The sequence below is a fragment of the Variovorax sp. P4_B11 genome, assembly GCF_056402355.1.
In genome coordinates this window covers 154,687-175,984 of sequence record NZ_JBFUHO010000005.1, presented here as the reverse complement: position 1 = coordinate 175,984, position 21,298 = coordinate 154,687, and the positions used below count along the sequence as shown (strand labels likewise).

General features: G+C 70.0%; 22 protein-coding genes. 11 read left to right on the top strand and 11 right to left on the bottom strand.

Going from position 1 to position 21,298, the window contains the following annotated elements; all coding sequences use genetic code 11:
• Nucleotides 1-21 precede the first annotated feature (21 nt).
• Complete coding sequence (locus AC1DYD_RS07895) at nucleotides 22-996, bottom strand: zinc-dependent alcohol dehydrogenase (protein ID WP_478172195.1); 975 nt, start codon at nucleotides 994-996, stop codon at nucleotides 22-24.
• A gap of 68 nt (nucleotides 997-1,064) precedes the next feature.
• Between AC1DYD_RS07895 and AC1DYD_RS07890 the strand changes: the two genes are divergently transcribed.
• The 4 genes from AC1DYD_RS07890 to AC1DYD_RS07875 all read left to right on the top strand — a co-directional run bounded on the left by AC1DYD_RS07890 (nucleotide 1,065) and on the right by AC1DYD_RS07875 (nucleotide 4,424).
• Entirely contained in the window at nucleotides 1,065-1,886 is an 822-nt protein-coding gene (locus AC1DYD_RS07890) for a CDP-alcohol phosphatidyltransferase family protein (protein WP_478172194.1), read from the top strand.
• Nucleotides 1,883-2,479, top strand: a complete 597-nt coding sequence (locus tag AC1DYD_RS07885) for a YceI family protein (protein ID WP_478172193.1) — start codon at nucleotides 1,883-1,885, stop codon at nucleotides 2,477-2,479. The genes AC1DYD_RS07890 and AC1DYD_RS07885 overlap by 4 nt, the downstream gene beginning before the upstream one ends.
• Complete coding sequence (locus tag AC1DYD_RS07880) at nucleotides 2,476-4,125, top strand: alkaline phosphatase family protein (protein WP_478172192.1); 1,650 nt, start codon at nucleotides 2,476-2,478, stop codon at nucleotides 4,123-4,125. The genes AC1DYD_RS07885 and AC1DYD_RS07880 overlap by 4 nt, the downstream gene beginning before the upstream one ends.
• 71 nt (nucleotides 4,126-4,196) lie before the next feature.
• The gene (locus tag AC1DYD_RS07875) at nucleotides 4,197-4,424 is read left to right on the top strand and encodes a hypothetical protein (RefSeq protein ID WP_478172191.1); all 228 of its coding nucleotides are present in this window, start codon (nucleotides 4,197-4,199) and stop codon (nucleotides 4,422-4,424) included.
• Nucleotides 4,425-4,704: 280 nt separating this feature from the next.
• Here the strand turns inward: AC1DYD_RS07875 and AC1DYD_RS07870 are convergent, their stop codons facing one another.
• The 7 genes from AC1DYD_RS07870 to AC1DYD_RS07840 form a co-directional block, all read right to left on the bottom strand.
• Nucleotides 4,705-5,709 carry an XdhC family protein gene (locus AC1DYD_RS07870; protein ID WP_478172190.1) on the bottom strand — a complete coding sequence of 335 codons (1,005 nt, stop codon included), beginning with the start codon at nucleotides 5,707-5,709 and terminating at the stop codon, nucleotides 4,705-4,707.
• Nucleotides 5,710-5,742: 33 nt separating this feature from the next.
• Nucleotides 5,743-6,324: a CoxG family protein gene (locus AC1DYD_RS07865; RefSeq protein WP_478172189.1), complete on the bottom strand. Its 582-nt coding sequence runs from the start codon at nucleotides 6,322-6,324 to the stop codon at nucleotides 5,743-5,745.
• A gap of 84 nt (nucleotides 6,325-6,408) precedes the next feature.
• Nucleotides 6,409-7,614 carry a vWA domain-containing protein gene (locus AC1DYD_RS07860; RefSeq protein ID WP_478172188.1) on the bottom strand — a complete coding sequence of 402 codons (1,206 nt, stop codon included), beginning with the start codon at nucleotides 7,612-7,614 and terminating at the stop codon, nucleotides 6,409-6,411.
• On the bottom strand, nucleotides 7,611-8,540 hold the full coding sequence (locus AC1DYD_RS07855; protein WP_478172187.1) for an AAA family ATPase: 930 nt from the start codon (nucleotides 8,538-8,540) through the stop codon (nucleotides 7,611-7,613). Before AC1DYD_RS07855 ends, AC1DYD_RS07860 begins: the two co-directional genes overlap by 4 nt.
• A 106-nt stretch (nucleotides 8,541-8,646) precedes the next feature.
• Nucleotides 8,647-9,438: an FAD binding domain-containing protein gene (locus AC1DYD_RS07850; RefSeq protein ID WP_478172186.1), complete on the bottom strand. Its 792-nt coding sequence runs from the start codon at nucleotides 9,436-9,438 to the stop codon at nucleotides 8,647-8,649.
• A gap of 22 nt (nucleotides 9,439-9,460) precedes the next feature.
• Nucleotides 9,461-11,896, bottom strand: a complete 2,436-nt coding sequence (locus AC1DYD_RS07845; protein ID WP_478172185.1) for a xanthine dehydrogenase family protein molybdopterin-binding subunit — start codon at nucleotides 11,894-11,896, stop codon at nucleotides 9,461-9,463.
• 10 nt (nucleotides 11,897-11,906) lie between these two features.
• Entirely contained in the window at nucleotides 11,907-12,401 is a 495-nt protein-coding gene (locus AC1DYD_RS07840; protein WP_478172184.1) for a (2Fe-2S)-binding protein, read from the bottom strand.
• Between the two features lie 182 nt (nucleotides 12,402-12,583).
• Here AC1DYD_RS07840 and AC1DYD_RS07835 point away from each other — a divergent pair, with 182 nt between their 5' ends.
• From AC1DYD_RS07835 to AC1DYD_RS07825, 3 genes are all read left to right on the top strand, one after another.
• Nucleotides 12,584-13,705 carry a helix-turn-helix domain-containing protein gene (locus AC1DYD_RS07835; RefSeq protein ID WP_478172183.1) on the top strand — a complete coding sequence of 374 codons (1,122 nt, stop codon included), beginning with the start codon at nucleotides 12,584-12,586 and terminating at the stop codon, nucleotides 13,703-13,705.
• Nucleotides 13,706-13,787: 82 nt separating this feature from the next.
• Nucleotides 13,788-14,957, top strand: a complete 1,170-nt coding sequence (locus AC1DYD_RS07830) for an ABC transporter substrate-binding protein (RefSeq protein ID WP_478172182.1) — start codon at nucleotides 13,788-13,790, stop codon at nucleotides 14,955-14,957.
• Between the two features lie 40 nt (nucleotides 14,958-14,997).
• Entirely contained in the window at nucleotides 14,998-15,324 is a 327-nt protein-coding gene (locus tag AC1DYD_RS07825; RefSeq protein WP_478172181.1) for a thioredoxin family protein, read from the top strand.
• 7 nt (nucleotides 15,325-15,331) lie between these two features.
• Here the strand turns inward: AC1DYD_RS07825 and AC1DYD_RS07820 are convergent, their stop codons facing one another.
• Nucleotides 15,332-16,099 (bottom strand): TOBE domain-containing protein, encoded by a 768-nt coding sequence (locus tag AC1DYD_RS07820; protein WP_478172180.1) that lies wholly within the window; start codon nucleotides 16,097-16,099, stop codon nucleotides 15,332-15,334.
• A 75-nt stretch (nucleotides 16,100-16,174) separates the two neighbouring features.
• Between AC1DYD_RS07820 and modA the strand changes: the two genes are divergently transcribed.
• The 3 genes from modA to modC are packed head-to-tail and all read left to right on the top strand — an operon-like array spanning nucleotide 16,175 to nucleotide 18,727.
• Nucleotides 16,175-16,936, top strand: coding sequence for a molybdate ABC transporter substrate-binding protein (gene modA / locus AC1DYD_RS07815; protein ID WP_478172179.1), 762 nt, complete (start codon nucleotides 16,175-16,177; stop codon nucleotides 16,934-16,936).
• 16 nt (nucleotides 16,937-16,952) lie between these two features.
• The gene (modB, locus tag AC1DYD_RS07810; protein ID WP_478172246.1) at nucleotides 16,953-17,630 is read left to right on the top strand and encodes a molybdate ABC transporter permease subunit; all 678 of its coding nucleotides are present in this window, start codon (nucleotides 16,953-16,955) and stop codon (nucleotides 17,628-17,630) included.
• A complete protein-coding gene (modC, locus tag AC1DYD_RS07805) occupies nucleotides 17,627-18,727 on the top strand; it encodes a molybdenum ABC transporter ATP-binding protein (protein WP_478172178.1) in 1,101 nt (366 codons plus the stop codon). The genes modB and modC overlap by 4 nt, the downstream gene beginning before the upstream one ends.
• A gap of 173 nt (nucleotides 18,728-18,900) precedes the next feature.
• Here modC and AC1DYD_RS07800 read toward each other — a convergent pair whose 3' ends face one another.
• Both AC1DYD_RS07800 and AC1DYD_RS07795 read right to left on the bottom strand, forming a co-directional pair.
• Nucleotides 18,901-19,278, bottom strand: a complete 378-nt coding sequence (locus tag AC1DYD_RS07800) for a nuclear transport factor 2 family protein (protein WP_478172177.1) — start codon at nucleotides 19,276-19,278, stop codon at nucleotides 18,901-18,903.
• Between the two features lie 89 nt (nucleotides 19,279-19,367).
• Nucleotides 19,368-20,678, bottom strand: coding sequence for a D-amino acid dehydrogenase (locus AC1DYD_RS07795; RefSeq protein WP_478172176.1), 1,311 nt, complete (start codon nucleotides 20,676-20,678; stop codon nucleotides 19,368-19,370).
• A 129-nt stretch (nucleotides 20,679-20,807) separates the two neighbouring features.
• Here AC1DYD_RS07795 and AC1DYD_RS07790 point away from each other — a divergent pair, with 129 nt between their 5' ends.
• Nucleotides 20,808-21,275: a winged helix-turn-helix transcriptional regulator gene (locus tag AC1DYD_RS07790; RefSeq protein ID WP_478172175.1), complete on the top strand. Its 468-nt coding sequence runs from the start codon at nucleotides 20,808-20,810 to the stop codon at nucleotides 21,273-21,275.
• Nucleotides 21,276-21,298 lie beyond the last annotated feature (23 nt).

The following is a 21,298-nucleotide window of genomic DNA, read 5'->3' as shown; positions in this document are numbered from 1 at the left end:
GGGGTCCAGTCGGTTTCGGTTTCAGGGATAGTCGATGCGCTGGCACAGCGTGTCCGGCGCGCCGGCGGCGAGACGCGCCAGCACCTCGGGCAGCTGCTCGAAAGGCGCGCTGTCAGTGACCAGCAGATCGAGCACCGGATCGCGCAGCAGCGACAAGGCCAGCGCGAGGCGGCGCCGGTGCGACCAGCGGCTGCGCTGCGCCGCCGCCACCTGTCCCACCTGCGAGCTCTTGAGCACCAGCCGCCGCGAATGAAAGGCCTCGCCGAGCGGCAACGGGACCGGCCGCTGTCCGTACCAGCTGAGCTCGATCACCGTGGCCTCGAAGGCGGCCAGCCGCAACGCCGTGACCAGGCCCTCGGGCTGGCCACTGGCATGCAGCACCAGGTCGGCGTCGGTTCGTGCGCCGGTGGGTTGCGCGAACGCCACCCCGAGCCGCTCGGCCACCGCGCGCCGGGACGCCCGCAGGTCGACCAGTTCGACCTCGCAGCCCGGCAAACGGGCCGCCAGCCAGGCGACCAGCAGGCCGACGACGCCGCCGCCCACCACCGCGATGCGGTCGCCCAGCCGCGGCGCCGCGTCCCAGAGCGCATTCACCGCGGTCTCCATGTGGGCGGCCAGCACGGCGCGCGCCGGCGGCAGGCCGTCGGGCAGCGGATGCACCGCATCGGCCGGCACCCGGTAGCGGGTCTGGTGCGGATGCAGGCAGAAAACGGCGCGGCCTCGCAATGCGTCCGGACCCTGCTCGACGATGCCGACGCTCGCATAGCCGTACTTGACCGGCCCGGGGAAGTCGCCCTGCTGGAAGGGCGCACGCATCCGCTCGAATTCGCTCTCGGGAATCTCGCCGCGGAACACCAGCATCTCGGTGCCCCGGCTGACGGCGCTGTGAAGCGCCCGAACCTCGACCTCGCCGCTGCCGGGCACTGCGCCCGGTTCGGTCCGGATAACGGCCCGGCCCGGCGCTTCGATCCAGCAGGCGCGGGGCTCGGCGGACATGACGCGAGAGGAATATGCTGGCATGCTTTCAGCGCCCGCAGTTCGCGAGCCCCAAGGATTTCGAACCGATGGAGAGCCATCTTAAGGCGACGCCCTTGCAGACTTCCACCGACGATGGGCCTGTGTTGGCCGCGCAGGCGAAAGCGCTGCGCCGCGATGCATGGCGCGACGCGCTGTCCTGCCTGCCGCTGCTGATCCTGGCGGCCGCCGGCGCCACCGTCGCCGCCGGACTCGGCCCCTGGTTCGTCGTTCGCGCGCTGGCCGTGTTCGGCCTGGCCTTCGGCATGGTGCTGCGGGCCCTGCCGGCCCATGCGCCGCACGCACGCTTCGGCGGCGCGAATCGCCTGACGCTCGCGCGCCTGGCGGGGGTCGCGCTGCTCGCGGCCGGCATCGGCGAGCCTTTCGCCGATCCCGCGGCTGCGGCCTGGGTCGCGATCGTGGTCGCCACCACGGCGGCGCTGATGGACGCGCTCGATGGGCCGCTGGCGCGCACGCGGGGCCTGGCGAGCGACTTCGGCGCCCGCTTCGACATGGAGACGGACGCCCTGCTGGTGCTCGTGCTGTCGCTGCTGGTGATCCACTTCGACAAGGCCGGCAGCTGGATCCTGGCCGCCGGACTGATGCGCTATGCCTTCGTGGCGGCAGCGGCGGCCCTGCCCTGGCTGGCGCGCCCGCTGCCCCCGAGCCTGCGGCGCAAGGCGGTGTGCGTGGCGCAGATCACCAGCCTGATCGTCTGCCTCGGACCGATCATCGCGGTGCCCTGGAGCCACGCCATCGCCGCCGCCAGCCTGGCTGCGCTGGCTGCGTCCTTCGCGGCCGACCTGGGCTGGCTGGCCCGCCAGCGCCTGGGACACGGTGGACGCCCTTCGGCCGTGGAGCCTGCGCCATGACGACCTCGCGCGTCCGCGTTGCGAGCGCCACCGTCCTGCTCGGCCTTTGGGCATGGGCGGCGCCGGCGAGCGCCGAGCCGGCGCACTTCGAGCTCGACCCGAACCACATCACCGTCGCCTTCATGGTCGATCACCTGGGCTATGCGAAGGTGCTCGGCATGTTCCGCGCCGCCCGCGGCAGCTACGACTTCGACGAGGCCACCGGTACGCTCGGCAAGCTGCGCATCGAGGTCGACACCCAGAGCGTGTTCAGCAACTACGCCAAGCGCGACCAGCACCTGAAGAGCGCGGACTTCCTCAACACGGCGCAGTTCCCGCGCATGGTGTTCACCGCCGACAGCGCCCGACGCACCGGCGAACGCACATTCGAGATCCCCGGCCAGCTCGAACTGCTGGGCCGGCCGCAGCCGCTGACGCTCACCGCCACCTGGAACAAGAGCGGGCCCTCGCCGATCGACAAGGTCTACACCATGGGGGTCTCGGCGCGCGGCAGCTTCAAGCGCAGCAACCACGGCATGACCTATGGCGTCGCCAACGAATGGGTCGGCGACGAGGTGCCGCTGATCATCGAGTTCGAGGCGCAGCGCAAGTGAGGCCCACGGCGCGCTGGCCCGGATGGGGTGGCTGGCTGCTGCGCTTCGGCCTGCCCTTCGCGCTGCTCAATGCGCTGCTGACACTGGAGAACCTCTGGCCGACCTGGTGGGCGCTGCCGGGCCCGCGCCTGTCCTTCGAGCTCTGCATGGCGACGCTGGCGCTGGCGATCTGGATCCGCGTGCGGGGCGGCGCGGGCGCGCCGCTGCTGCTGCGCAGCCTGTCGCTGCTCACGGTGTTGTGGGTCGCCACCCGCTATGCCGAGGTCACGGCTTCGGCGGTGTTCGGCCGCCAGATCAACCTGTACTGGGACGGGCGGCACCTGTTCGAGGTGCTGCGGATGGGCAATGCAGCCGGCTGGCAGATCGCGCTGGGAGGGGTCGCCGTGCTGGCTGCCGTGGGCGCGCTCTACGCACTGGCGCACCGCTGCTGGTCGAGGCTGGCGCGCGCGCTGGCCTGGCGGCGGCCGCTGCCGGCGATTGGCCTGGCTGGCGCCGCGCTGCTGGCGGCGTTCGCGCTGCAGGGCGTCGGCGGCCGCAACACGCGCTGGTTCTTCTCGATGCCGGTGGCGCCGATCATCGCCGCCCAGGCCGAGTTGCTCGCGGGCCTGTGGACGCCGGGGCACGCAGCCTCGAGGCTGACGGCGAGCCCATCCTTCGACGCGCCGCTCACGGGCCTCGGCGGTGCCGACGTGCTGCTGCTCTTCGTCGAATCCTATGGCGTGACCACGCTCGACGATCCGGGACAGGCGGCCAGCCTGGCCGCCGCCCGCGAACGGCTGGCCCTGGCGCTGAAGGCCGGCGGACGCCAGGTGGTCTCGGCGCGCGTGCGCTCGCCGACCTTCGGCGGCGGCTCCTGGCTGGCCCACGCGGCGCTGCTGAGCGGCGTCGACACGCAGCGACCGGGCGACTACGAGCTGCTGCTGGCCACCGACCGACCGACGCTGGTGAAGCAATTCAAGGCCCACGGCTATCGCACGGTGAACTGGATGCCGGGGCTGCAGGGGCCCTGGCCCGAAGGCCGCTTCTACGGCTTCGACCGCTACGCCGATGCCCATGGCATCGGCTACCGCGGACCGCCCTTCGGCCATTGGCTGGTGCCGGACCAGGCGTCGATGGCGCTGCTGCATGCGCAGGAACTGGCCGGGCCGCCCGCGGGCCGCCAGCCGCGGCTGGTGGTCTTCCCGACGCTGGCCAGTCACGCGCCGTTCCGGCCGCTGGCGCCCTACGTCGCCGACTGGCCGCGGCTGCTGCGTGCCGATGCCTATGCGCCGGCCGCGTTGAACGAGGCGCTGGCTCAGCCGGTCTCGTGGCTGGCGCCGGTGCCGTCGTATGTCGAATCGCTCGACTACACCTTTCGCTGGCTCGGCGACTACCTCGCGGGCCCGGCGCCGCCGCGGCTCGTGACCGTCGTGATCGGCGACCACCAGCCGATGGCCAGCGTCAGCGGGCGCGATGCCTCCTGGGACGTGCCGATCCACGTCATCAGCGCCGACCGCACATTGCTCGAGCGTTTCGAGGCCGCCGGCTTCAGCCCCGGACTGCTGCCGCCGCCACAAGCCTCGACGCCGCGAATGCACGCCCTGACGCCCCTGCTGCTGTCGATCTTCGAAGGCAGCGCGGGCGGGCACGCCAGCGCGGCCGAATAGCCGGTGACGGAACTCGATTCCGTGCACTATTTCACGCCGGCGCCTCGGCCTTCTCTGATAGCCTGAGCGCCATGCGCGCACTCATCCTGTTCGTCAACATCGCCGTCCTCGCGGCGGCTTACTGGGTCGCTTCGCTGACCGGATTGCTGATCGCGGCGGGGCTTTGCTTCGTTGTCATCGCCGCTTTCTTCGCCTTCTCGATGGCCAGCACCGAAGCCCGCGAGTCGCGCAAGATGCAGCGCGCGATGGGCCGCAACACCACCTTCCTGGCCGAACTGCTGGGCCCGCGAAAGCCCTGACTCCGTGGGTCGGTTGCATCCGGCAGCGCGGCCCAACGCCAGGGATACCGCGGAACCGGCTTTGCCGGGCCGCTGGTATCGCCCCCTCGAGGAGGCGGCGCCGCAGGCGCTTCGGGGGTGAGTTTCATCTCAGTGCTCCACCACGTGATCGCGTGACCCGCGACGCATGAAACCGGCGCAGCCAAATGCCAGGAACACCGCGGAACCGGCTTTGCCGGGCCGCTGGTGTTGCCCCCTTGAGGGGGAGGCGCCGCAAGGCGCTTCGGGGGTGAGTTTCATCTCAGCCTGCGGCCGACTTCGCCACCGCCACCGCGGCCTCGCGCGGCAGCGTCACCGCGTTCTTCACCGCCAGGATTTCGGCCATCACGCTGACCGCGATCTCGGGCGGCGTCTTGCTGCCGATGTAGATGCCGATCGGGCCGCGCAGGCGCGCCAGCGATTGCGCGGTCTGCTCGAAATGCTCGATCATGCGTTCGCGCCGCGCCTCGGCATTGCGCCGCGAGCCGATGGCGCCGACGTAGAAGGCCTCGCTCTGCAGCGCCTCGAGCAGCGCCAGGTCGTCGAGCTTGGGGTCGTGCGTGAGCGCCACCACGCAGGTCCGCCGATCGGGCTTGAAGGCGATCACGGCGTCGTCGGGCATCTCGGTGGTGATCGCCACCCCGGGCAAGGTCCAGGCCGTGTGGTATTCGGTCCGCGGATCGCACAGCGTGACCGCGAAGCCGCTGAACTTGGCCATCGTCGCCAGGTACTCGGCCAGCTGGCCGGCGCCGATCAGCAGCATGCGGTACTCGGGTCCGAAGGTGTTGACCAGCTCGGTGTCGTCGACCGACAGCTCGGCCGGCGAGCCGGCCTCGGCCAGCGTAACCGCGCCATCGGCCAGCCTGACCGTGCGCTGCATCAGGCGCCCCTCTTCGAGCGCCGCCACCAGCGTCTGCAGCGAGCCGGCGTCGGGGTCGTACTCGAGCAGGAGTTCGAGCGTGCCGCCGCAGGGCAGCCCGAAGCGATGCGCCTCGTCGGCGGTGATGCCGTACTTGAGCAGCGCCGGCGCGCCCGTCGGCATCACGCCGTCGCCATGGGCGCGGCTGTAGCGCGCGATCAGGTCGTCCTCGATGCAGCCGCCCGACACCGACCCGACCACCGCGCCATCCTCGGCCAGCGCCATGATCGAGCCGATCGGGCGCGGCGACGAGCCCCAGGTTCGCACCACGGTGGAGAGCAGTGCGCGGCGACCGGCCAGCCGCCAGTCGCGCAGGGTGCGCAGCACCATGACGTCGAGGTTTTCCATGTCGTTCCCCCTGTTCCTTTGCCCGCCGACGCTTCAGCCGGCGTCCTTGTCGGTGTCAACACTGGCCTTCTTGCCGATGCCCAGCTTCTTCATGAAGCCCGCCACCGCGCCGGTCTTTTCGGCCGGGGGCGCGGCTTCGTCCGCCACTTCGGGCGGCGGGCCGTAGCGGCTCTGCATCTCGGCGTCGAAGCGCTTGAAGAAATCGTCGGCGGTCGACTTGGCAGCGCCGTCGATCAGGCGCTGGCCCATCTGCGCGATCTTGCCGCCGACCTGGGCCTGCACCGTGTAGTCGAGCTCGCAGCCCTCGCCGCCATCGGCGACCGGCTTCAGCGACACGCTCGACGAGCCCTTGGCGAATCCGGCCACGCCGCCCTGGCCCTCGAAGGACAGCTTGTAGCTGTCGGGCGCCTCGATGTCGGCCAGCGTCACCTTGCCGGCGAACTTGGCCGACACCGGGCCGATCTTGAGCGCCAGCCCGACCGTGTACTGGTTGTCGCCGGTGAGCTCGAACCGGTCGCAGCCGGGGATGCACTTCTTGAGCGTCTCGGGATCGTTGAGCGCGTCCCAGGCCTGTTGCTGCGTGACGCCGAGGCGGCGGTTGCCGAGCATTTCCATGGTGGGTTCCTTGTGGTCGTTGGTAGGTGTCGAACCTTAGGCCTCCGCGCGTACACGAAGTGACGGAGCGTGGGGTTCATTTTTCTAGCGGCCGGCGCGCATCAGCGCCGCCAGGCTGGCGGCCAGTTGTTCGAGGGCACTGAGATTGTGAACCGCCAGCATCGCGTCTGCATGGCGGTGCAGCACCGCCGCGCCGCGCGCCAGCGGTGCATAGCCCTCGTAGCGCAGCAGCGGATTGAGCCACAGCAGCCGGCGCGAATGGCGCTTGAGCCAGAGCAGCTCGCGCTCCAGCGCCTCGGGCTCGCCGGTGTCGAGGCCGTCGCTGATCACCAGCACCAGCGTGCGGCGACCGGTCAGGCGGCGCGCGTGGGCGTGGCGCAGCTGGGCCAGCGACTCGCCGAAGCGAGTGCCGCCGGCGAAATCGTCGATCGCGGCACCGGCCGCGGCCAGCATCGCATCGGTATCGGCGATTCGGAAGGCCGGCGTCAGGTCGGTCAGGTGGGTGCCGAAGGCGAACACGTCGCGCCGGCCGGCGCGCCGCGTCGACGCATGCAGGAAGGCCAGCAGCAGGCGCGCATAGCGCTCCATCGAACCCGAGACGTCGACCAGCACCAGCAGCGGCAGCGGCTGGCGGCGGCGCGAGAGCTTCGGCAGCCGCAGCATTTCGCCGCCGGTGCGTGCGGCCTCGTGCAGCACGCCGGGCCAATGCATGCGCGAATGCACGCCGCCGTCGCCGGCGACCCGCAGCCGCCGCGAAGGCAGGGTCGGAACCGGCAGCGCGATGTCGCGCGCCAGCCGCTCGACCAGCCGGTACTCGGCGGCGCCGAGGGCGTTGAAGTCGGCATGGTGCACCCGCAGGCGATCGCTGGCGGTCATCGCGGCATCGAAGTCGACCTCGCGCTCGGTCTGCGCCGGCTTGACCGCATCGCGCGGGGCCGCCAGGGCTTCGCGCACCCGCGGCCGGCGCTTCGAGGGCTCGGCCTTGCCTTCGGCGCTCGGCAACATCTGGGCCAGCAACTTGTTGGCCAGCTCGGGGTCGCGGAACCAGGCGTCGAAGAGCTCGCGGAACACCATCCGGTCTTCTTCGCGGCTGATCATCACGGCCTCCATCGCGGCCGCCAGGTCGATGCGGCTGTCGACGCCGACCAGCATCGCGGCCTCGGCCGCCAGCCCGATGCGCATGGCATCGGTGCGCACGCCGGCACGCCGCAATGCACGCCCGAAGCCCGCCAGATTGCCGGCCAGCTTGCCGCGGCGGGCATCGCCCAGCTGCTGCACGCGCTCGGTCAAGGCGCGGCCTCCTCCTCGGGCTTGAGCAGGTCGGAGGCCAGCTCGCGCGTCAGCGCGGCGACATCGTCGCGCTGCTTGAACAGGATGCCGGCGGTGTCGACCACCACCTCGGGGTCGAGTTCGACGGTGTCGAGCGCGATCAGCGCCTTGGCCCATTCGACGCTTTCGGCAATGCCCGGCGCGCGCTGGAAGGCACTCGCGAAAGGCGCCGTGCGCAGGCGGCCGACGAAGGCCGCGACCTGCTCCGACAACACGGCACCGGCTTCGGGCACCTGGGCGCGCACGATGGCGAGCTCGCGCTCGCGCTCCGGATAGTCGAGCCAGTGATAGAGGCAGCGGCGCTTGACCGCGTCGTTGAGTTCGCGCGTGCGGTTGCTGGTGAGCAGCGTGACCGGCGGCACCAGCGCCCGCACCGTGCCCAGCTCGGGGATGCTGACCTGGTACTCGCCCAGGTACTCGAGCAGGAAGGCCTCGAAGGGCTCGTCGGCGCGATCGACCTCGTCGACCAGCAGCACCGCGCCGGGGGGCGGTGCCTGCAGCGCCTGCAGCAGCGGCCGACGGATCAGGTAGCGCGGCTGGTAGACCTCGGACTCGACATCGCTCGAGGCGCCATGGGCCTCGGCGGCGCGCATGTGCAGCAGCTGCGCCGCATAGTTCCATTCGTAGAGCGCCTCGCGCTGTTCGAGGCCGTCGTAGCATTGCAGGCGCAGCAGTTCGCGCCCGAGCGCGGCCGACAGCGCTTTGGCCAGTTCGGTCTTGCCCACCCCCGGCTCACCCTCGAGCAGCAGGGGGCGCTGCAGCTTGAGGGCCAGGAACACCGCGGTCGCCAGCCGTCGATCGGCGTAGTAGCCGACGCCTTGCAGCGCCTGCACGACCGCATCGATGGAGGGGAACGGCGAGGTCGTGGCAGGCGTTGATTCAGTCATGGCGAAAGGATAGCGGCGACGGGTCCGGCGCCGGGCCGCCCCAAGGCGGACCGCAGCCCCCTCGGGGGGCAGCGAGGACACGAAGTGCCGAGCGTGGGGGCCAATGTCAGCCCAAGGCTTGGGCGACGGCGCGCTGCGTCAATACCGAGATCAGGTTGGCCCGGTAGTCGGCCGAGGCATGCAGGTCGCTGTTGAGATCGGTGGCGTCGATCTTGACGCCGGCCGCGGACTCGGGCGTGAAGGCCTTGTTGAGCGCGTCCTCGAGGCCCTTGTGGCGGAACACGCCGTTGCCGGCGCCCGTCACCGCCACCCGAACGCCGCTCGCGTACTGCGCGAGGAAGACGCCGACCAGCGGAAAGTTGGAAGCCTTCTGGCGCAGCTTGACGTAGGCGGCCCGCTGCGGGATCGGGAAGCGGATCGCCTTGATCAGCTCGCCATCTTCCAGCGCGGTGGTGAACAGGCCCAGGAAGAAATCGTCGGCCGCGATCTCGCGCTTGTGGGTGATGACGGTGGCGCCCGAGCCCAGCACCGCGCTGGGATAGCAGGCGGCCGGGTCGTTGTTGGCGACCGAGCCGCCCAGCGTGCCCATGGCGCGCACCTGCCGGTCACCGATGCGCGCGGCCAGGTCGGCGAGCGCCGGGAAGGCGGCCTTGATTTCGGCGTTGTTGGCGACATCGAGGTGGCGCGACATGGCGCCGATCACGAAGGCATCGCCCGACTTGCTGATGCCGGTGAGCTCCTTGACGCCGCCGAGGTCGGCCAATTGCTCGGGCGCGGACAGCCGCAGCTTCATGGATGCCAGCAGGGTCTGGCCGCCGGCCAGCGGCTTGGCGCCGGCTTCGGCGAGCTTGACCGCATCGGCCAGGCTGGTGGGGCGTTCGAGGGTGAAGGCGTACATGGTGTGATTTCCTTCCGGGTGTTCAGGGAGCGGGCTGGCCTTGGGTGCCGGCGGCGAGGGACGGCTGCTGGGTCGCCGTGGTGCTGCCCTTGCGCATGGCCTCCCAGACGCGGTGCGGCGACGCCGGCATATCGAAGTCCTTGACGCCCAACGGCGCCAGCGCGTCGAGTACCGCGTTGATCACGGCGGGTGGCGAGCCGATGGCACCGGCCTCGCCGCAGCCCTTGGTACCCAGCGGGTTGTGGGTGCAGGGCGTGCACACCGTGTCGAGCTTGAACATCGGGAAGTCCTCGGCCCGCGGCATCGCGTAGTCCATGAAACTGCCGGTGAGCAACTGGCCGGTATCGTTGTCGTAGACGCAGTTCTCCATCAACGCCTGGCCGATGCCCTGCACCAGCCCGCCGAGCACCTGCCCTTCGACGATCATCGGATTGATGATGGTGCCGAAGTCGTCGACGGCGGTGAAGCGGTCGACCTTGACTTCGCCGGTCTGCTTGTCGATCTCGACTTCGCAAATGTAGGTGCCGCCCGGGAAGGTGAAGTTGGTCGGGTCGTAGAACGCGGTTTCGTTCAGGCCCGGCTCGAGCTTGTCGAGCGGGTAGTTGTGCGGCACGTAGGCCGTCAGCGCCACCTGGCCGAAGGGGATCTTCTTGTCGGTGCCCTTGACAGTGAACTCGCCGTTGGCGAACTCGATGTCGGCATCGCTCGCTTCCATCAGGTGGGCCGCGATCTTCTTGGCCTTGGCCTCGATCTTGTCGAGCGCCTTCATGATCGCCGCGCCGCCGACCGAGATCGAGCGCGAGCCGTAGGTGCCCATGCCGAAGGGCACGCGGCCGGTGTCGCCGTGCACCACGTCGACCGCCTCGACCGCGATGCCGAGGCGCGCCGCCACCACCTGGGCGAAGGTGGTCTCATGGCCCTGGCCGTGGCTGTGCGAGCCGGTGAACACGGTCACGCTGCCGGTCGGGTGGACGCGGATCTCGCCGCACTCGAACAGGCCGGCGCGCGCGCCGAGCGCACCCGCGATGTTCGACGGCGCGATGCCGCAGGCCTCGATGTAGCTCGAATAGCCGATGCCGCGCAGCAAGCCCCGCGCCTCGCTGGCCGACTTGCGCGCAGCGAAGCCGGCCACGTCGGCCAGGGCTTGCGCCTTGTTCATGCAGGCATGGAAGTCGCCCGTGTCGTACTGCAGCGCCACCGGTGTCTGGTAGGGGAAGGTGGTGATGAAGTTGCGCTTGCGGATCTCGTCCTGGCCCAGGTTCATTTCCCAGGCGCAGCGCGACGCCAGCCGCTCGAGCAGGTAGGTGGCCTCGGGCCGGCCGGCGCCGCGGTAGGCATCGACCGGCGCGGTGTTGGTGAACCAGGCGTCGACCTCGACGTAGACCTGCGGCGTCGTGTACTGGCCCGCGAGCAGGGTGGCGTAGAGAATGGTCGGTATGGCCGTCGAGAAGGTCGACAGGTACGCGCCGAGGTTGGCATCGGTGTGCACGCGCAGCGCGAGGAACTTGCCCTGCGCATCCATTGCCATCTCGGCGTGGCTGACGTGGTCGCGGCCATGCGCGTCGCAGAGGAAGGACTCCGAGCGCTCGCCGGTCCACTTGATGTTGCGGTTGAGCTGCTTCGAGGCCCAGGTGAGGCACACGTCCTCGGCGTAGAGATAGATCTTGGAGCCGAAGCCGCCGCCGACGTCGGGTGCGATCACGCGCACCTTGTGCTCGGGCAGGCCGAGCACGAAGGCCGTCATCAGCAGGCGCTCGACGTGCGGGTTCTGGTTGGAGACGTAGAGCGTGTACTCCTCGTTCGCGCGGCTGTAGCTGCCGATGGCGACGCGCGGCTCGAGCGCATTGGGGACCAGCCGGTTGTTGACCAAGTCGAGCTTGGTGACGTGCGCCGCGTTCTTGAAAGCGGCGTCGACCGCCGCCTTGTCGCCGATCGCCCACTTGTAGCACTGGTTGTCGGGCGCCTCGTCATGGATGGTGACGCCGCTCTGCTTCTTCGCGGCGTCGGCCACGCTGACCAGCGCCGGGTGCACGTCGTAGTCGACCACCACCGCCTCGGCCGCGTTCCTGGCCTGCTCGACGGTCTCGGCCACCACCATCGCGACATGGTCGCCGACATAGCGCACCTTCTTGATCGCGAGGATCGGGTGCATCGGCTCCTTCATCGGCGTGCCGTCGGGGTTGTTGATCAGCCAGCCGCAGGGCAGCCCGCCCATCTTCCCCTCGATGTCCTTGCCGCTGAAGATGCCGATCACGCCGGGCATCTTCGATGCGGCGGAAATGTCGACCGACTTGATCGTCGCATGCGCGTGCGGCGAGCGCACGAAGATGCAGTGCGCCTGGTTGGCCAGGTCGATGTCGTCGGTGTACTGGCCGGCGCCAGTCAGGAAGCGGTAGTCTTCCTTGCGCTTGAAAGCCTCGCCGATGTGCGGCAGGCCTGCGAAGTCGGGTGCGCCCATGGTGTGCTCCTCAGGCCGTGGCCGTGGTCTTGGCGGGCGCGGCGGACATCGCCTCGCCACCCATCTGCACCGCCTTGACGATGTTCTGGTAGCCGGTGCAGCGGCACAGGTTGCCGTCGAGCAGTTCGCGGATCTCGGTCTCGCTCGACTTGGGATGGTGGGTGCACAGGTCGATGGCGCTCATGACCATGCCCGGCGTGCAGAAGCCGCATTGCAGGCCGTGGCATTCCTTGAAGGCGGCCTGCATCGGATGCATGGTGCCGTCGGGCTGGGCGACGCCCTCGATGGTGGTGATTTCGGCGCCGGCCACTTGCGCGACCAGCACGTTGCACGACTTGACCGCGCGGCCGTTGACGAGGACCGTGCAGGCGCCGCACTGCGCGGTGTCGCAGCCGACGTGCGTGCCGGTCAGGTGGAGATGCTCGCGAATCGCTTGCACGAGGAAGGTGTTCGGGGGGGCGTCGACCGTGACCTCGCGGCCGTTGACCGTGAAAGGAACCTGCATGTGGCTGTCTCCGTTAGAGGTGATGGCTGAATCGGCGGATTGAATCTTGGCCGTGCGTAGGGGGCACCATCCTAGGCAAAACCCTAGGCGCTTGCGCGTTGTCCCTGAAATTCTCAAAATGAAACAGCTTGCCCGCCGGCGAGACCCGAACAGGCGCCGCCTCAGGCCCGATGTCCCACACGATGACGCAACACTCCGCCTCGCCCTCGCCCGAGCGCTCCCTGTCCATTGCCCAGGCCCGCCGCGAATGGATCGAGGGAGAGCGTGCAACCGATCCGCCGGCCTCGCGCATCGCGCCGTGGCTGGTGCGCTCGTGGCAGCGCTGCCTGGCCGCCGGCCACCGGCCGCAACAACGCGTCAGCTTCGATCCGGTGTCCGCCCAGGGCATGCGGCGGACCACCGAGCGCAACCGGGCGCTCGTGACGGCGGCGCGGCCGGTGCTCGAGCGGCTGTCGCGGGCGATCGCCGACACGCGCTATTTCGCCATCCTGACCGACGCCGACGGCATCGTGGTGGACGTCGGCGCCCTGCCCGCGGGCAGCGACCCGGCGGCCCGGCATGCGCGCGACATCGCCCGCATCGGCGTCGACCTGTCGGAACGCGCGGTCGGCACCACGGCGATCGGCGCCGCGCTGGCCGAGCACGAATCGGTCTGGCTGCATCGCGGCGAGCACTTCTTCGACGACACCAGTATCTACAGCTGCGCTGGCGCCCCGCTCTTCGGTCCTCAGGGCGACTGCATCGGCATGCTGGACCTGACCGGCGTGCAGGTGGTCGAGCGGCCCGAGCTGCGCCACCTCGCGGCGGCGTCGGCGCGCAGCATCGAGAATGCCCTGGTGCTGAGCCACCCGTGCGAACTGCTGCTGCAGATCGGCTGGCCGGGCAGCGCCGCAGGCGCCGATACCGAGGGCCTGCTGTGCGTCGATCCCAATGGCCACGTGAGCGGCGCCAATGCCGCGGCGCGCCACATGCTGCACCAGCCGCTGGGCGGCCGGCCGGCGCTGCACTGCAACGATCTCTTCGCACTGCCGCCGCAGATGCTGTTCGACGCCGCCCGGCGCGGCGACGCGGTGCTCGAGGTCCCGCTCTGGTCGGGCCTGCGGGTGCAGGCCCGACCCCGGCTGGCCCGGCAATCCGTGGCAGCTTCGACGGCGGCGGCCAGCCCGCCGCGCCTGCGCGACCTCGAATCGGCGCTGATCCGCAAGGCCGTGAACGATGCCCGCGGCAATGTGGCGGAAGCGGCACGAGCACTGGGAATCAGCCGCGCCACGGTGTACCGGAAGCTGGGCCGCGGTCCGCGCTAGTGACTTTTTTACAATTTGTTGCTATTGTCAGCGTTTGTTAAAACTTGCGCGCCGAACCCGGCGGCTTGATTGGACGTTGACCATGCGCGAATCCGAGGCCCATTGCTTTTCCCTGCCGGCTCAACCCACTCGGCGCCAGATCGTCAACCGCATCGCCGGCGCCGCCGGTCTCGGTGTCGCCGCCGGCTTCGGCCTGCCGGTGTTCGCACAGGCCCGGGCGATCCGCGTCGGCGCCTCCTTCGACAACAGCAGCGTCGAGAAGGCCAACGGCATCGGCCTGTTCCAGGGCTCGTCGGCTTACATCAACGCGTTGAACCGCGCCGGCGGCATCAACGGCACGAAGGTCGAACTGGTGATGGCCGACGACCAGTTCAAGCCCGACATCGCCAAGTCCAACGCCCTCGCCTTCGCCGCCGACAGTTCGGTGCTGGCCATGGTGCACCCGCTGGGCACGCGGCAGACCGCCGAGATCATCGACGCGGTCCCCGGCATGGCCGTGGTCGGACCGAACACCGGCACCGTCTCGCTGCGCAAGAAGGCGGCGCCGAACGCCTTCTGGGTGCGCGCCAACTACGACCAGGAGCTCGACCGCCTGATCGCCACCGCGGCCGTACTCGGCCAATCGCGCATCGGCATCGTCTATTCGGAGGATCCGCTCGGCCAGTCGCTGCTGGCGGGCTTCAAGGCCGCGCTGACCAAGGCCAAGCTCGAGCCGGCGGTGATCGCGAGCACGCCGGGCACGACCAGCATGGAGGTCGATCCGGCCGCCGCGAAGATCGCCGCGGCCGCACCGCAGATCGTCATCATCGGCCTGGCCGGCACCGCGCCGGCCTTCGTGCGCGCGCTGCGCAAGGCCGGCGGCAAGAGCAACGCCTACGGCTTGTCGATCACGGCCAGCGCGCTCGGCGCCATGGGCGACCTGGCGCACGGACTGGGTTTCGCGATCGTCGTGCCCTCGCCCTTCGCGACCAAGTACGAGATCGTGCGGCGCTACCAGACCGACATGCTGGCCAGCGGCAACAAGGAGTTCTCGCTGCCCAGCCTCGAGGGCTATATGGACGCCTGCGTGCTGGCCGAAGGCCTGCGCCGTGCCGGCCCATCGCCGACGCGCGCCAGCGTGATCGCCGGGCTCGAGCACATCGAGGGCTACGACCTCGGTGGCGTGAAGATCAATTTCGGCCGCGGCAACCGCGAAGGCAATCAGTTCGTGGATGTGGCGGTCATCAGCTCCAATGGCCGCTTGATCAGCTGAGCTGCGAGCAGCGTTCGCTCGGCTCACGCAGAATCGCGTGATGATTTCAAGCTATTCAACGGTGGCGCCTTCGCGCGCCGATGTCGACGCGCTGTCGGGTCCCACGCTGGTCGAGTTCGGCACCGACTGGTGCGGCTTCTGCAAGGCGGCGCAGCCGCTGCTGACCGAGGCACTGGCCGACGCGCCAGCGCTGCGGCACCTGAAGATCGAAGACGGCAGCGGCCGCCCGTTGGGCCGCTCGTTCAGGGTCAAGCTGTGGCCGACGCTGATCTTCATGCGCGACGGCCAGGAGATCGGGCGGCTGGTGCGGCCCGGCAACGCGGAACTGATCCGGCAGGAGCTCGCCCGGCTGGGCATCGCCGCCTGAGCGCCACTCATCCGGGCAGCGCCACCACCACGGCCGCTTCGTCGATCGCCGCCATCACGCGCTGGCGCACGCGCAACCCGCTGCCGCTGGGCGCAAAGCCGACCAGTTCCAGGCCGCCTTCGAGTGCCACCGAGATCTCGTCGCCGTCGGCGCCGCGGGCCACGCCGGCGACCACGCCACCGAGTTGATTGCCCTTGGGGCGACGCCCGGGCGACAGCCGTTCGACCCGCACCGCCGTGGCCTTGCAGAGCGCGATCGCCCCCATGCCCTCGGCCAGGCCGAGCAGTTCCGCGCTCTCCAGCGTGATGCGGGCCGACAGGCGCTGCCTGCTGCCCAGCGCCATGCGCACCCGCACGATCCGGCCCGTCGCCTCGACCGCCTCCACGGTGGCCGGCAACTGGTTGCGCATGCTGGTGCGGATCGCCAGCCGCGCCACGGCCGTACCGGCGCCGGCACCCAGCGCGCCCGCGGCTTCCGCCCGCGTCTGCACGGCCCGTCGCGCGGTCTCCAGCGCGTCCGCCAGTTCGAGCAGCTGCGCCCCGTGCGCCGTCAGCGACGCGCCGCCGCCGCCGGCGCCGCCGACTGCGCGCTCCACCAGCGCAACGCCAGCCAGATTGGTCAGCGTGGCGACCGCCTGCCAGGCCGCCTTGTAGCTGATGCCGGCATCGCGCGCGGCCTGCGAAATGCTGCCGGTGCGGCCGATGCCGCGAAGGATCTCGATGCGCTTGTCGCTCATGCCGTGGCCGAGCGCGTCGCCGAAGCGGGGGGATGCCATGGGCGGCATTGTGCCGCTGCCCTACACTCGCGCTATTCCTTTGATGAATAGCGCTGACACCAGCCACCCAACGCCATGCAAGTTCGACCTTCGCCCCGCCGGATGGCCGCCGGCCTTGCCGCCCTCTTCTTCTCGCTCTGCGGCCAGGCGGCCGAAGTGCAGGTCGCGGTCGCGGCCAACTTCTTCGGCCCGATGAAGGTGATCGCGGCCGACTTCGAGAAGGCGACCGGGCACAAGGCGGTGCTGTCGTCCGGCGCGACCGGCAAGTTCTACGCGCAGATCCAGGGCGGTGCGCCCTTCGACGTCTTCCTGGCGGCCGATGACGAGACCCCGGCCCGCCTCGACAAGGAAGGCAGCACCGTCGCCGGCAGCCGCTTCGCCTACGCCACCGGCAAGCTGGTGCTGTGGTCGGCGAATGCCGATCTGGTCGACGCCAGGGGCGAGGTGCTGCGCAGCGGCAAGTTCGCCCACCTCGCGCTGGCGGCACCCAAGCTGGCGCCTTACGGCGCGGCCGCGGTCGAAACCCTCACGCGGCTCGGCCTGCTGGCCGCGCTCGAACCGAAGTTCGTGCAGGGCGAGAGCATCGGCCAGACCTTCAGCTTCATCTCGACCGGCAACGCCGAGCTCGGCTTCGTCGCGCTGTCGCAGGTCTGGGAAGGCGGCAAGCTCAAGAGCGGTTCGGCCTGGATCGTGCCGGCCGAGTTGCACAGCCCGATCCGCCAGGACGCGGTGCGGCTGAACCGCGCCAAAGACAATGCCGCGGCCGCCGCGCTGATGGAGTACCTCAAGTCGGACGCCGCCAGGGTCGTGATCCGCTCCTTCGGCTACGAAGTCTGACCGAAGGCAGAGGCACATCATGCCGACCGCCGCCGACCTCGGCGCCGTCACCCTCACGCTGAAACTGGCGACGGCCACGACGCTGATCCTGCTGCTGCTCGGGACGCCGCTGGCCTGGTGGCTGGCGCGCACGCGCTCGGCCTGGAAAGGGCCGGTCGGCGCGATGGTGGCGCTGCCGCTGGTGCTGCCGCCCTCGGTGCTGGGCTTCTACTTCCTGGTGTCGATGGGGCCTCACGGGCCGATCGGCCAGCTGACCCAGTGGCTCGGCATCGGCCTGCTGCCTTTCACCTTCGCGGGCCTGGTGGTCGGCTCGGTCATCTATTCGATGCCCTTCGTGGTGCAGCCGATCCAGAACGCCTTCGAGACCATCGGCGAGCCCGCGCTCGAAGCCGCGGCGACGCTGCGGGCCTCGCCGATGGACTCCTTCTTCAGCGTCGTGCTGCCGCTGGCCCGGCCGGGCTACCTCACGGCCGTCGTCATGGGTTTCGCCCACACGGTCGGCGAGTTCGGCGTGGTGCTGATGATCGGCGGCAACATCCCCGGCAAGACGCGCGTGATCTCGGTGCAGATCTACGACCATGTCGAGGCACTCGAATACACGCAGGCGCACTGGCTCGCAGCCGGGATGGTGGTGTTCTCGTTCCTGGTGCTGCTGGCGCTGTATGCGCTGAACCCAACCGGGCGGCGTCGATGAGCGGCACGACGCAGCATGGCGTCGACGCGCGGCTCCAGGTCGCGTACGCGGCCTTCACGCTCGACATCGAGCTGGCACTGCCGGGACGCGGCGTTACCGCGCTCTCGGGTCCCTCGGGCTGCGGCAAGACCACCTGCCTGCGCGCCATTGCCGGGCTGCAGCGCGCGCCAGGCGCCTTTGTCTCGATCAATGGCGAGGTCTGGCAGGACGAGCGTGCCGGCACTCGCGCCATCTTCCTGCCCACCCACCGGCGGCCGCTGGGCTACGTGTTCCAGGAGAGCCGGCTGTTCTCGCATCTCGACGTCCGGCGCAATCTCGAATTCGGCATGAAGCGGGTGGCGCCGGCGCTGCGCCGCGTGGCGCTGGACCAGGCGGTGGAACTGCTCGGCATCGGCTCGCTGCTCGCGCGGCGTCCGGACACGCTGTCGGGCGGCGAGCGCCAGCGCGTCGGCATCGCGCGCGCGCTGGCCACCAGCCCGAAACTGCTGCTCATGGACGAGCCGCTGGCCTCGCTCGACCTGCAGCGCAAGCGCGAGCTCATGCCCTACCTCGAGCGCCTGCACGCCGAACTGGACATTCCCGTGCTCTACGTGAGCCACGCAGCCGACGAAATCGCGCGGCTGGCCGATCACCTGGTGCTGATCGAGGCCGGGCGCGTGGTTGCCAGCGGCCCGACCCACGAACTGATGACCCGGCTCGACCTTCCGATGGCGCACGGCGATACCGCCGGCGCCCTGATCGAGGCCGTGGTCATGGACGTCGACGCCGCCTACGGCCTGGTCCGGGTCGCCTTCGCGGGCGGCACGCTGAGCCTGCCGCATGGGGGCGTCCGCGTGGGCCAGCGGGTGCGCGTGCGCATCCAGGCGCGCGACGTCAGCCTCACGCTGCAGCCCCAGGCCGGCACCAGCGTGCTCAACATCCTGCCGGCGACCATCACCGACCTGGCCGACGACGGCCCGGCGCAGCGGATGATCGGGCTCGACGTCGGCGGCATGCGGATGCTGGCCCGCATCACGCGGAAGTCGGCCGACCTGCTCGGGCTCGCGGTCGGGTTGCCCGTGCACGCGCAGGTCAAGGGCGTGGCCATCGTCGAGTGAAAGGCCCCCACGCTCGTCACTTCGTGTACTCGCTGCCCCCCGAGGGGGCGCAGACCGCCTTGGGGCGGCCCGGCGCCGGTCTGAGGCCCCCACGCTCGTCACTTCGTGTACTCGCTGCCCCCCGAGGGGGCGCAGRCCGCCTTGGGAGCGGCCCGGTGCCGGCGTGAGCCTCCTCAAGCCCCGGCCGGCACCTTGTCCAGGAAGCCGGTGACCGACTGCAGCCGGCCGGCTTCGAGCCGCGCGAAATCGGTGCCCTCGATCAGGTCCTCGGCGCCGCTCGGCCCCAGGGTCCACGAGAAGCGCAGCTGGTCGCCATGCGCGTCGGGCTGGCCCTTGAGCGCGAAGCGAAAGCCCGGATAGCGCTGGTGCACGCCGCCGACCAGGGCGCTGATCTGCGAGCGGCCCCTGGCCTGCATCAGGGGATCGACGTAGCGTGCGTCGTCGGTCCAATGGGTTTCGAGCAGCTTCAGCCGACGCTCGGCATCGGTCTCGTTCCAGACGGCGATGTAGTGCTCGGCCACGCGGACGGCATCGGAAGTGGCGGTGTTCATGGCGAATCCTTTCGTTGATCACGACCCGCAACAGCGCGGGGCGGATCCATGGTCGCCGTGAAGCCGCCGCGGGTCGATGACCCCGGAGGTCAAGTCGCCGCGCCGATCGGCCGGGCCGCGCGGGGCCGCACCCGATCGGGCGTGCTGTAGCGTTCGACCGACAAGCCATCGGTGCGGATGTCCGGGCGCCGCCCCATCACCTGGTCGGCCACCAGCTTGCCCGAGCCGCAGGCCATGGTCCAGCCGAGCGTGCCGTGGCCGGTGTTGAGGAACAGGTTGCCGTAGGCCGTCGGCCCGACGATCGGCGTGCTGTCGGGCGTCATCGGCCGCAGGCCGGTCCAGAAGGTCGCGCGCGGCAGGTCGCCGCACGGGAACAGGTCGGTGATGACGCGCTCCAGCGTCTCGCGGCGGCGCGGATTCAGGCGCAGGTCGAAGCCGCCGAGCTCGGCCATGCCGCCGACCCGGATGCGGTCGTCGAAGCGCGTGACCGCCACCTTGTAGGTCTCGTCGAGCACCGTGGACTGCGGCGCCAGCGAGGGATCGACCAGCGGCACCGTGAGCGAATAGCCCTTGACCGGATAGACCGGGATGTCGAGCCCGAGCGGCGCGATGAACTCGCGCGAGTAGCTTCCGAAAGCCAGCACGTAGCGGTCGGCAGTGAGCACTTCGCTGGTGGCGCCGCCGAGGCGCACGCCGGTGATGCGGCCGCCTTCGGTGAGCAGCCCATCGACCGACTGGTGAAAGCGGAAGTCGACGCCGAGCCCGCGGGCGATCGCGGCCAGGCCCTGGGTGAACAGGTTGCAGTCGCCGGTCTCGTCGTTCGGCAGGTGCAGGCCACCAGCCAGCAGGTCGCCGGTACGGGCCAGCGCCGGCTCGACGGTCGCCAGCCGGCTGCGGTCGAGCAAGCTGTAGGGCACGCCGCATTCCTCGAGCACCGCCAGGTCGCGCTGCACGGCGTCGAGCTGGGCCTGGGTGCGGAACAGCTGCAGCGTGCCCTGGGTGCGCTGCTCGTAGCGAATGCCGGTCTCGGCGCGCAGGTCGCGCAGGCAGTCGCGGCTGTACTCGGCGACGCGCATCATGCGCTCCTTGTTGAGGGCATAGCGCTCGGGGGAGCAGTTCTTCAGCATCTGCGCCATCCAGCGCAGCTGGAACAACGAGCCGTCGGGCCGGATCGCGAGCGGCGCGTGCTTCTGGAACATCCACTTCAGGGCCTTGAGCGGAATGCCGGGCGCCGCCCACGGCGTGGAATAGCCGGGCGACACCTGGCCGGCATTGGCAAAGCTGGTTTCCTGCGCCGGGCCACCCTGGCGATCGATCAAGGTGACCTCGGCGCCGCCGCGCGCCAGGTAGTACGCGGTGGTCACGCCGATCACGCCGCCGCCCAAAACGATCACTTTCATCGCAGAACTCCATCGGTGCAGGAAAGGAGTCAATGGTATTTATCAACCTGCCGTAAACTCCACGGAAATTGAAGCCTCTCGCAGCTAATTCAACTGTCGCCCCATCCAAAACGGCATCCCAGGAGTGAAATGACCGACCTCGACCGCACCGACCGGAAAATCCTCGACATCCTCCAGCGCCAGGGCCGCATCTCGATGACCGACCTGGCCGAGCAGATCGGCCTCTCGACCTCGCCGTGTTCCGAGCGCGTGCGGCGCATGGAGCGCGAGGGCGTGATCACCGGCTACCACGCGCGCATCGATCCGCAGGCGCTCGGCAAGACGCTGCTGGTGTTCGTCGAGATCACGCTGTCGTCGAAGTCGGCCGACGTCTTCGACAAGGTGCGCCAGGAGCTGATGCATGTGCCCGAGGTCATGGAATGCCACCTGGTGTCGGGTGGCTTCGACTACCTGGTCAAGGCCCGCCTGCGCGCCATGAGCGACTACCGCAACCTGCTCGGCGACCTGCTCAAGAAGCTGCCGGTGCCGGCCGAGTCGAACAGCTACGTCGTGATGGAAGAGATCAAGGAAAGCCTCTACCTGCCGATGGACCGGTGACCCTAGAATCCGCCCCTCTTCCA

Excerpts from the sequence above, each read along its gene's own strand:
- AC1DYD_RS07870 (WP_478172190.1), bottom strand. The coding sequence starts at position 5,709 with ATGGAAAACCTCGACGTCATGGTGCTGCGCACCCTGCGCGACTGGCGG.
- AC1DYD_RS07865 (WP_478172189.1), bottom strand. The coding sequence starts at position 6,324 with ATGGAAATGCTCGGCAACCGCCGCCTCGGCGTCACGCAGCAACAGGCC.
- AC1DYD_RS07840 (WP_478172184.1), bottom strand. The coding sequence starts at position 12,401 with ATGCAGGTTCCTTTCACGGTCAACGGCCGCGAGGTCACGGTCGACGCC.
- AC1DYD_RS07795 (WP_478172176.1), bottom strand. The coding sequence starts at position 20,678 with ATGAAAGTGATCGTTTTGGGCGGCGGCGTGATCGGCGTGACCACCGCG.
- AC1DYD_RS07855 (WP_478172187.1), bottom strand. The coding sequence starts at position 8,540 with ATGACTGAATCAACGCCTGCCACGACCTCGCCGTTCCCCTCCATCGAT.
- AC1DYD_RS07830 (WP_478172182.1), top strand. The coding sequence starts at position 13,788 with ATGCGCGAATCCGAGGCCCATTGCTTTTCCCTGCCGGCTCAACCCACT.
- modA (WP_478172179.1), top strand. The coding sequence starts at position 16,175 with ATGCAAGTTCGACCTTCGCCCCGCCGGATGGCCGCCGGCCTTGCCGCC.
- AC1DYD_RS07885 (WP_478172193.1), top strand. The coding sequence starts at position 1,883 with ATGACGACCTCGCGCGTCCGCGTTGCGAGCGCCACCGTCCTGCTCGGC.
- AC1DYD_RS07800 (WP_478172177.1), bottom strand. The coding sequence starts at position 19,278 with ATGAACACCGCCACTTCCGATGCCGTCCGCGTGGCCGAGCACTACATC.
- AC1DYD_RS07845 (WP_478172185.1), bottom strand. The coding sequence starts at position 11,896 with ATGGGCGCACCCGACTTCGCAGGCCTGCCGCACATCGGCGAGGCTTTC.
- AC1DYD_RS07835 (WP_478172183.1), top strand. The coding sequence starts at position 12,584 with ATGACGCAACACTCCGCCTCGCCCTCGCCCGAGCGCTCCCTGTCCATT.
- AC1DYD_RS07820 (WP_478172180.1), bottom strand. The coding sequence starts at position 16,099 with ATGGCATCCCCCCGCTTCGGCGACGCGCTCGGCCACGGCATGAGCGAC.
- AC1DYD_RS07895 (WP_478172195.1), bottom strand. The coding sequence starts at position 996 with ATGTCCGCCGAGCCCCGCGCCTGCTGGATCGAAGCGCCGGGCCGGGCC.
- modC (WP_478172178.1), top strand. The coding sequence starts at position 17,627 with ATGAGCGGCACGACGCAGCATGGCGTCGACGCGCGGCTCCAGGTCGCG.
- AC1DYD_RS07850 (WP_478172186.1), bottom strand. The coding sequence starts at position 9,438 with ATGTACGCCTTCACCCTCGAACGCCCCACCAGCCTGGCCGATGCGGTC.
- AC1DYD_RS07825 (WP_478172181.1), top strand. The coding sequence starts at position 14,998 with ATGATTTCAAGCTATTCAACGGTGGCGCCTTCGCGCGCCGATGTCGAC.
- AC1DYD_RS07890 (WP_478172194.1), top strand. The coding sequence starts at position 1,065 with ATGGAGAGCCATCTTAAGGCGACGCCCTTGCAGACTTCCACCGACGAT.
- AC1DYD_RS07875 (WP_478172191.1), top strand. The coding sequence starts at position 4,197 with ATGCGCGCACTCATCCTGTTCGTCAACATCGCCGTCCTCGCGGCGGCT.
- AC1DYD_RS07790 (WP_478172175.1), top strand. The coding sequence starts at position 20,808 with ATGACCGACCTCGACCGCACCGACCGGAAAATCCTCGACATCCTCCAG.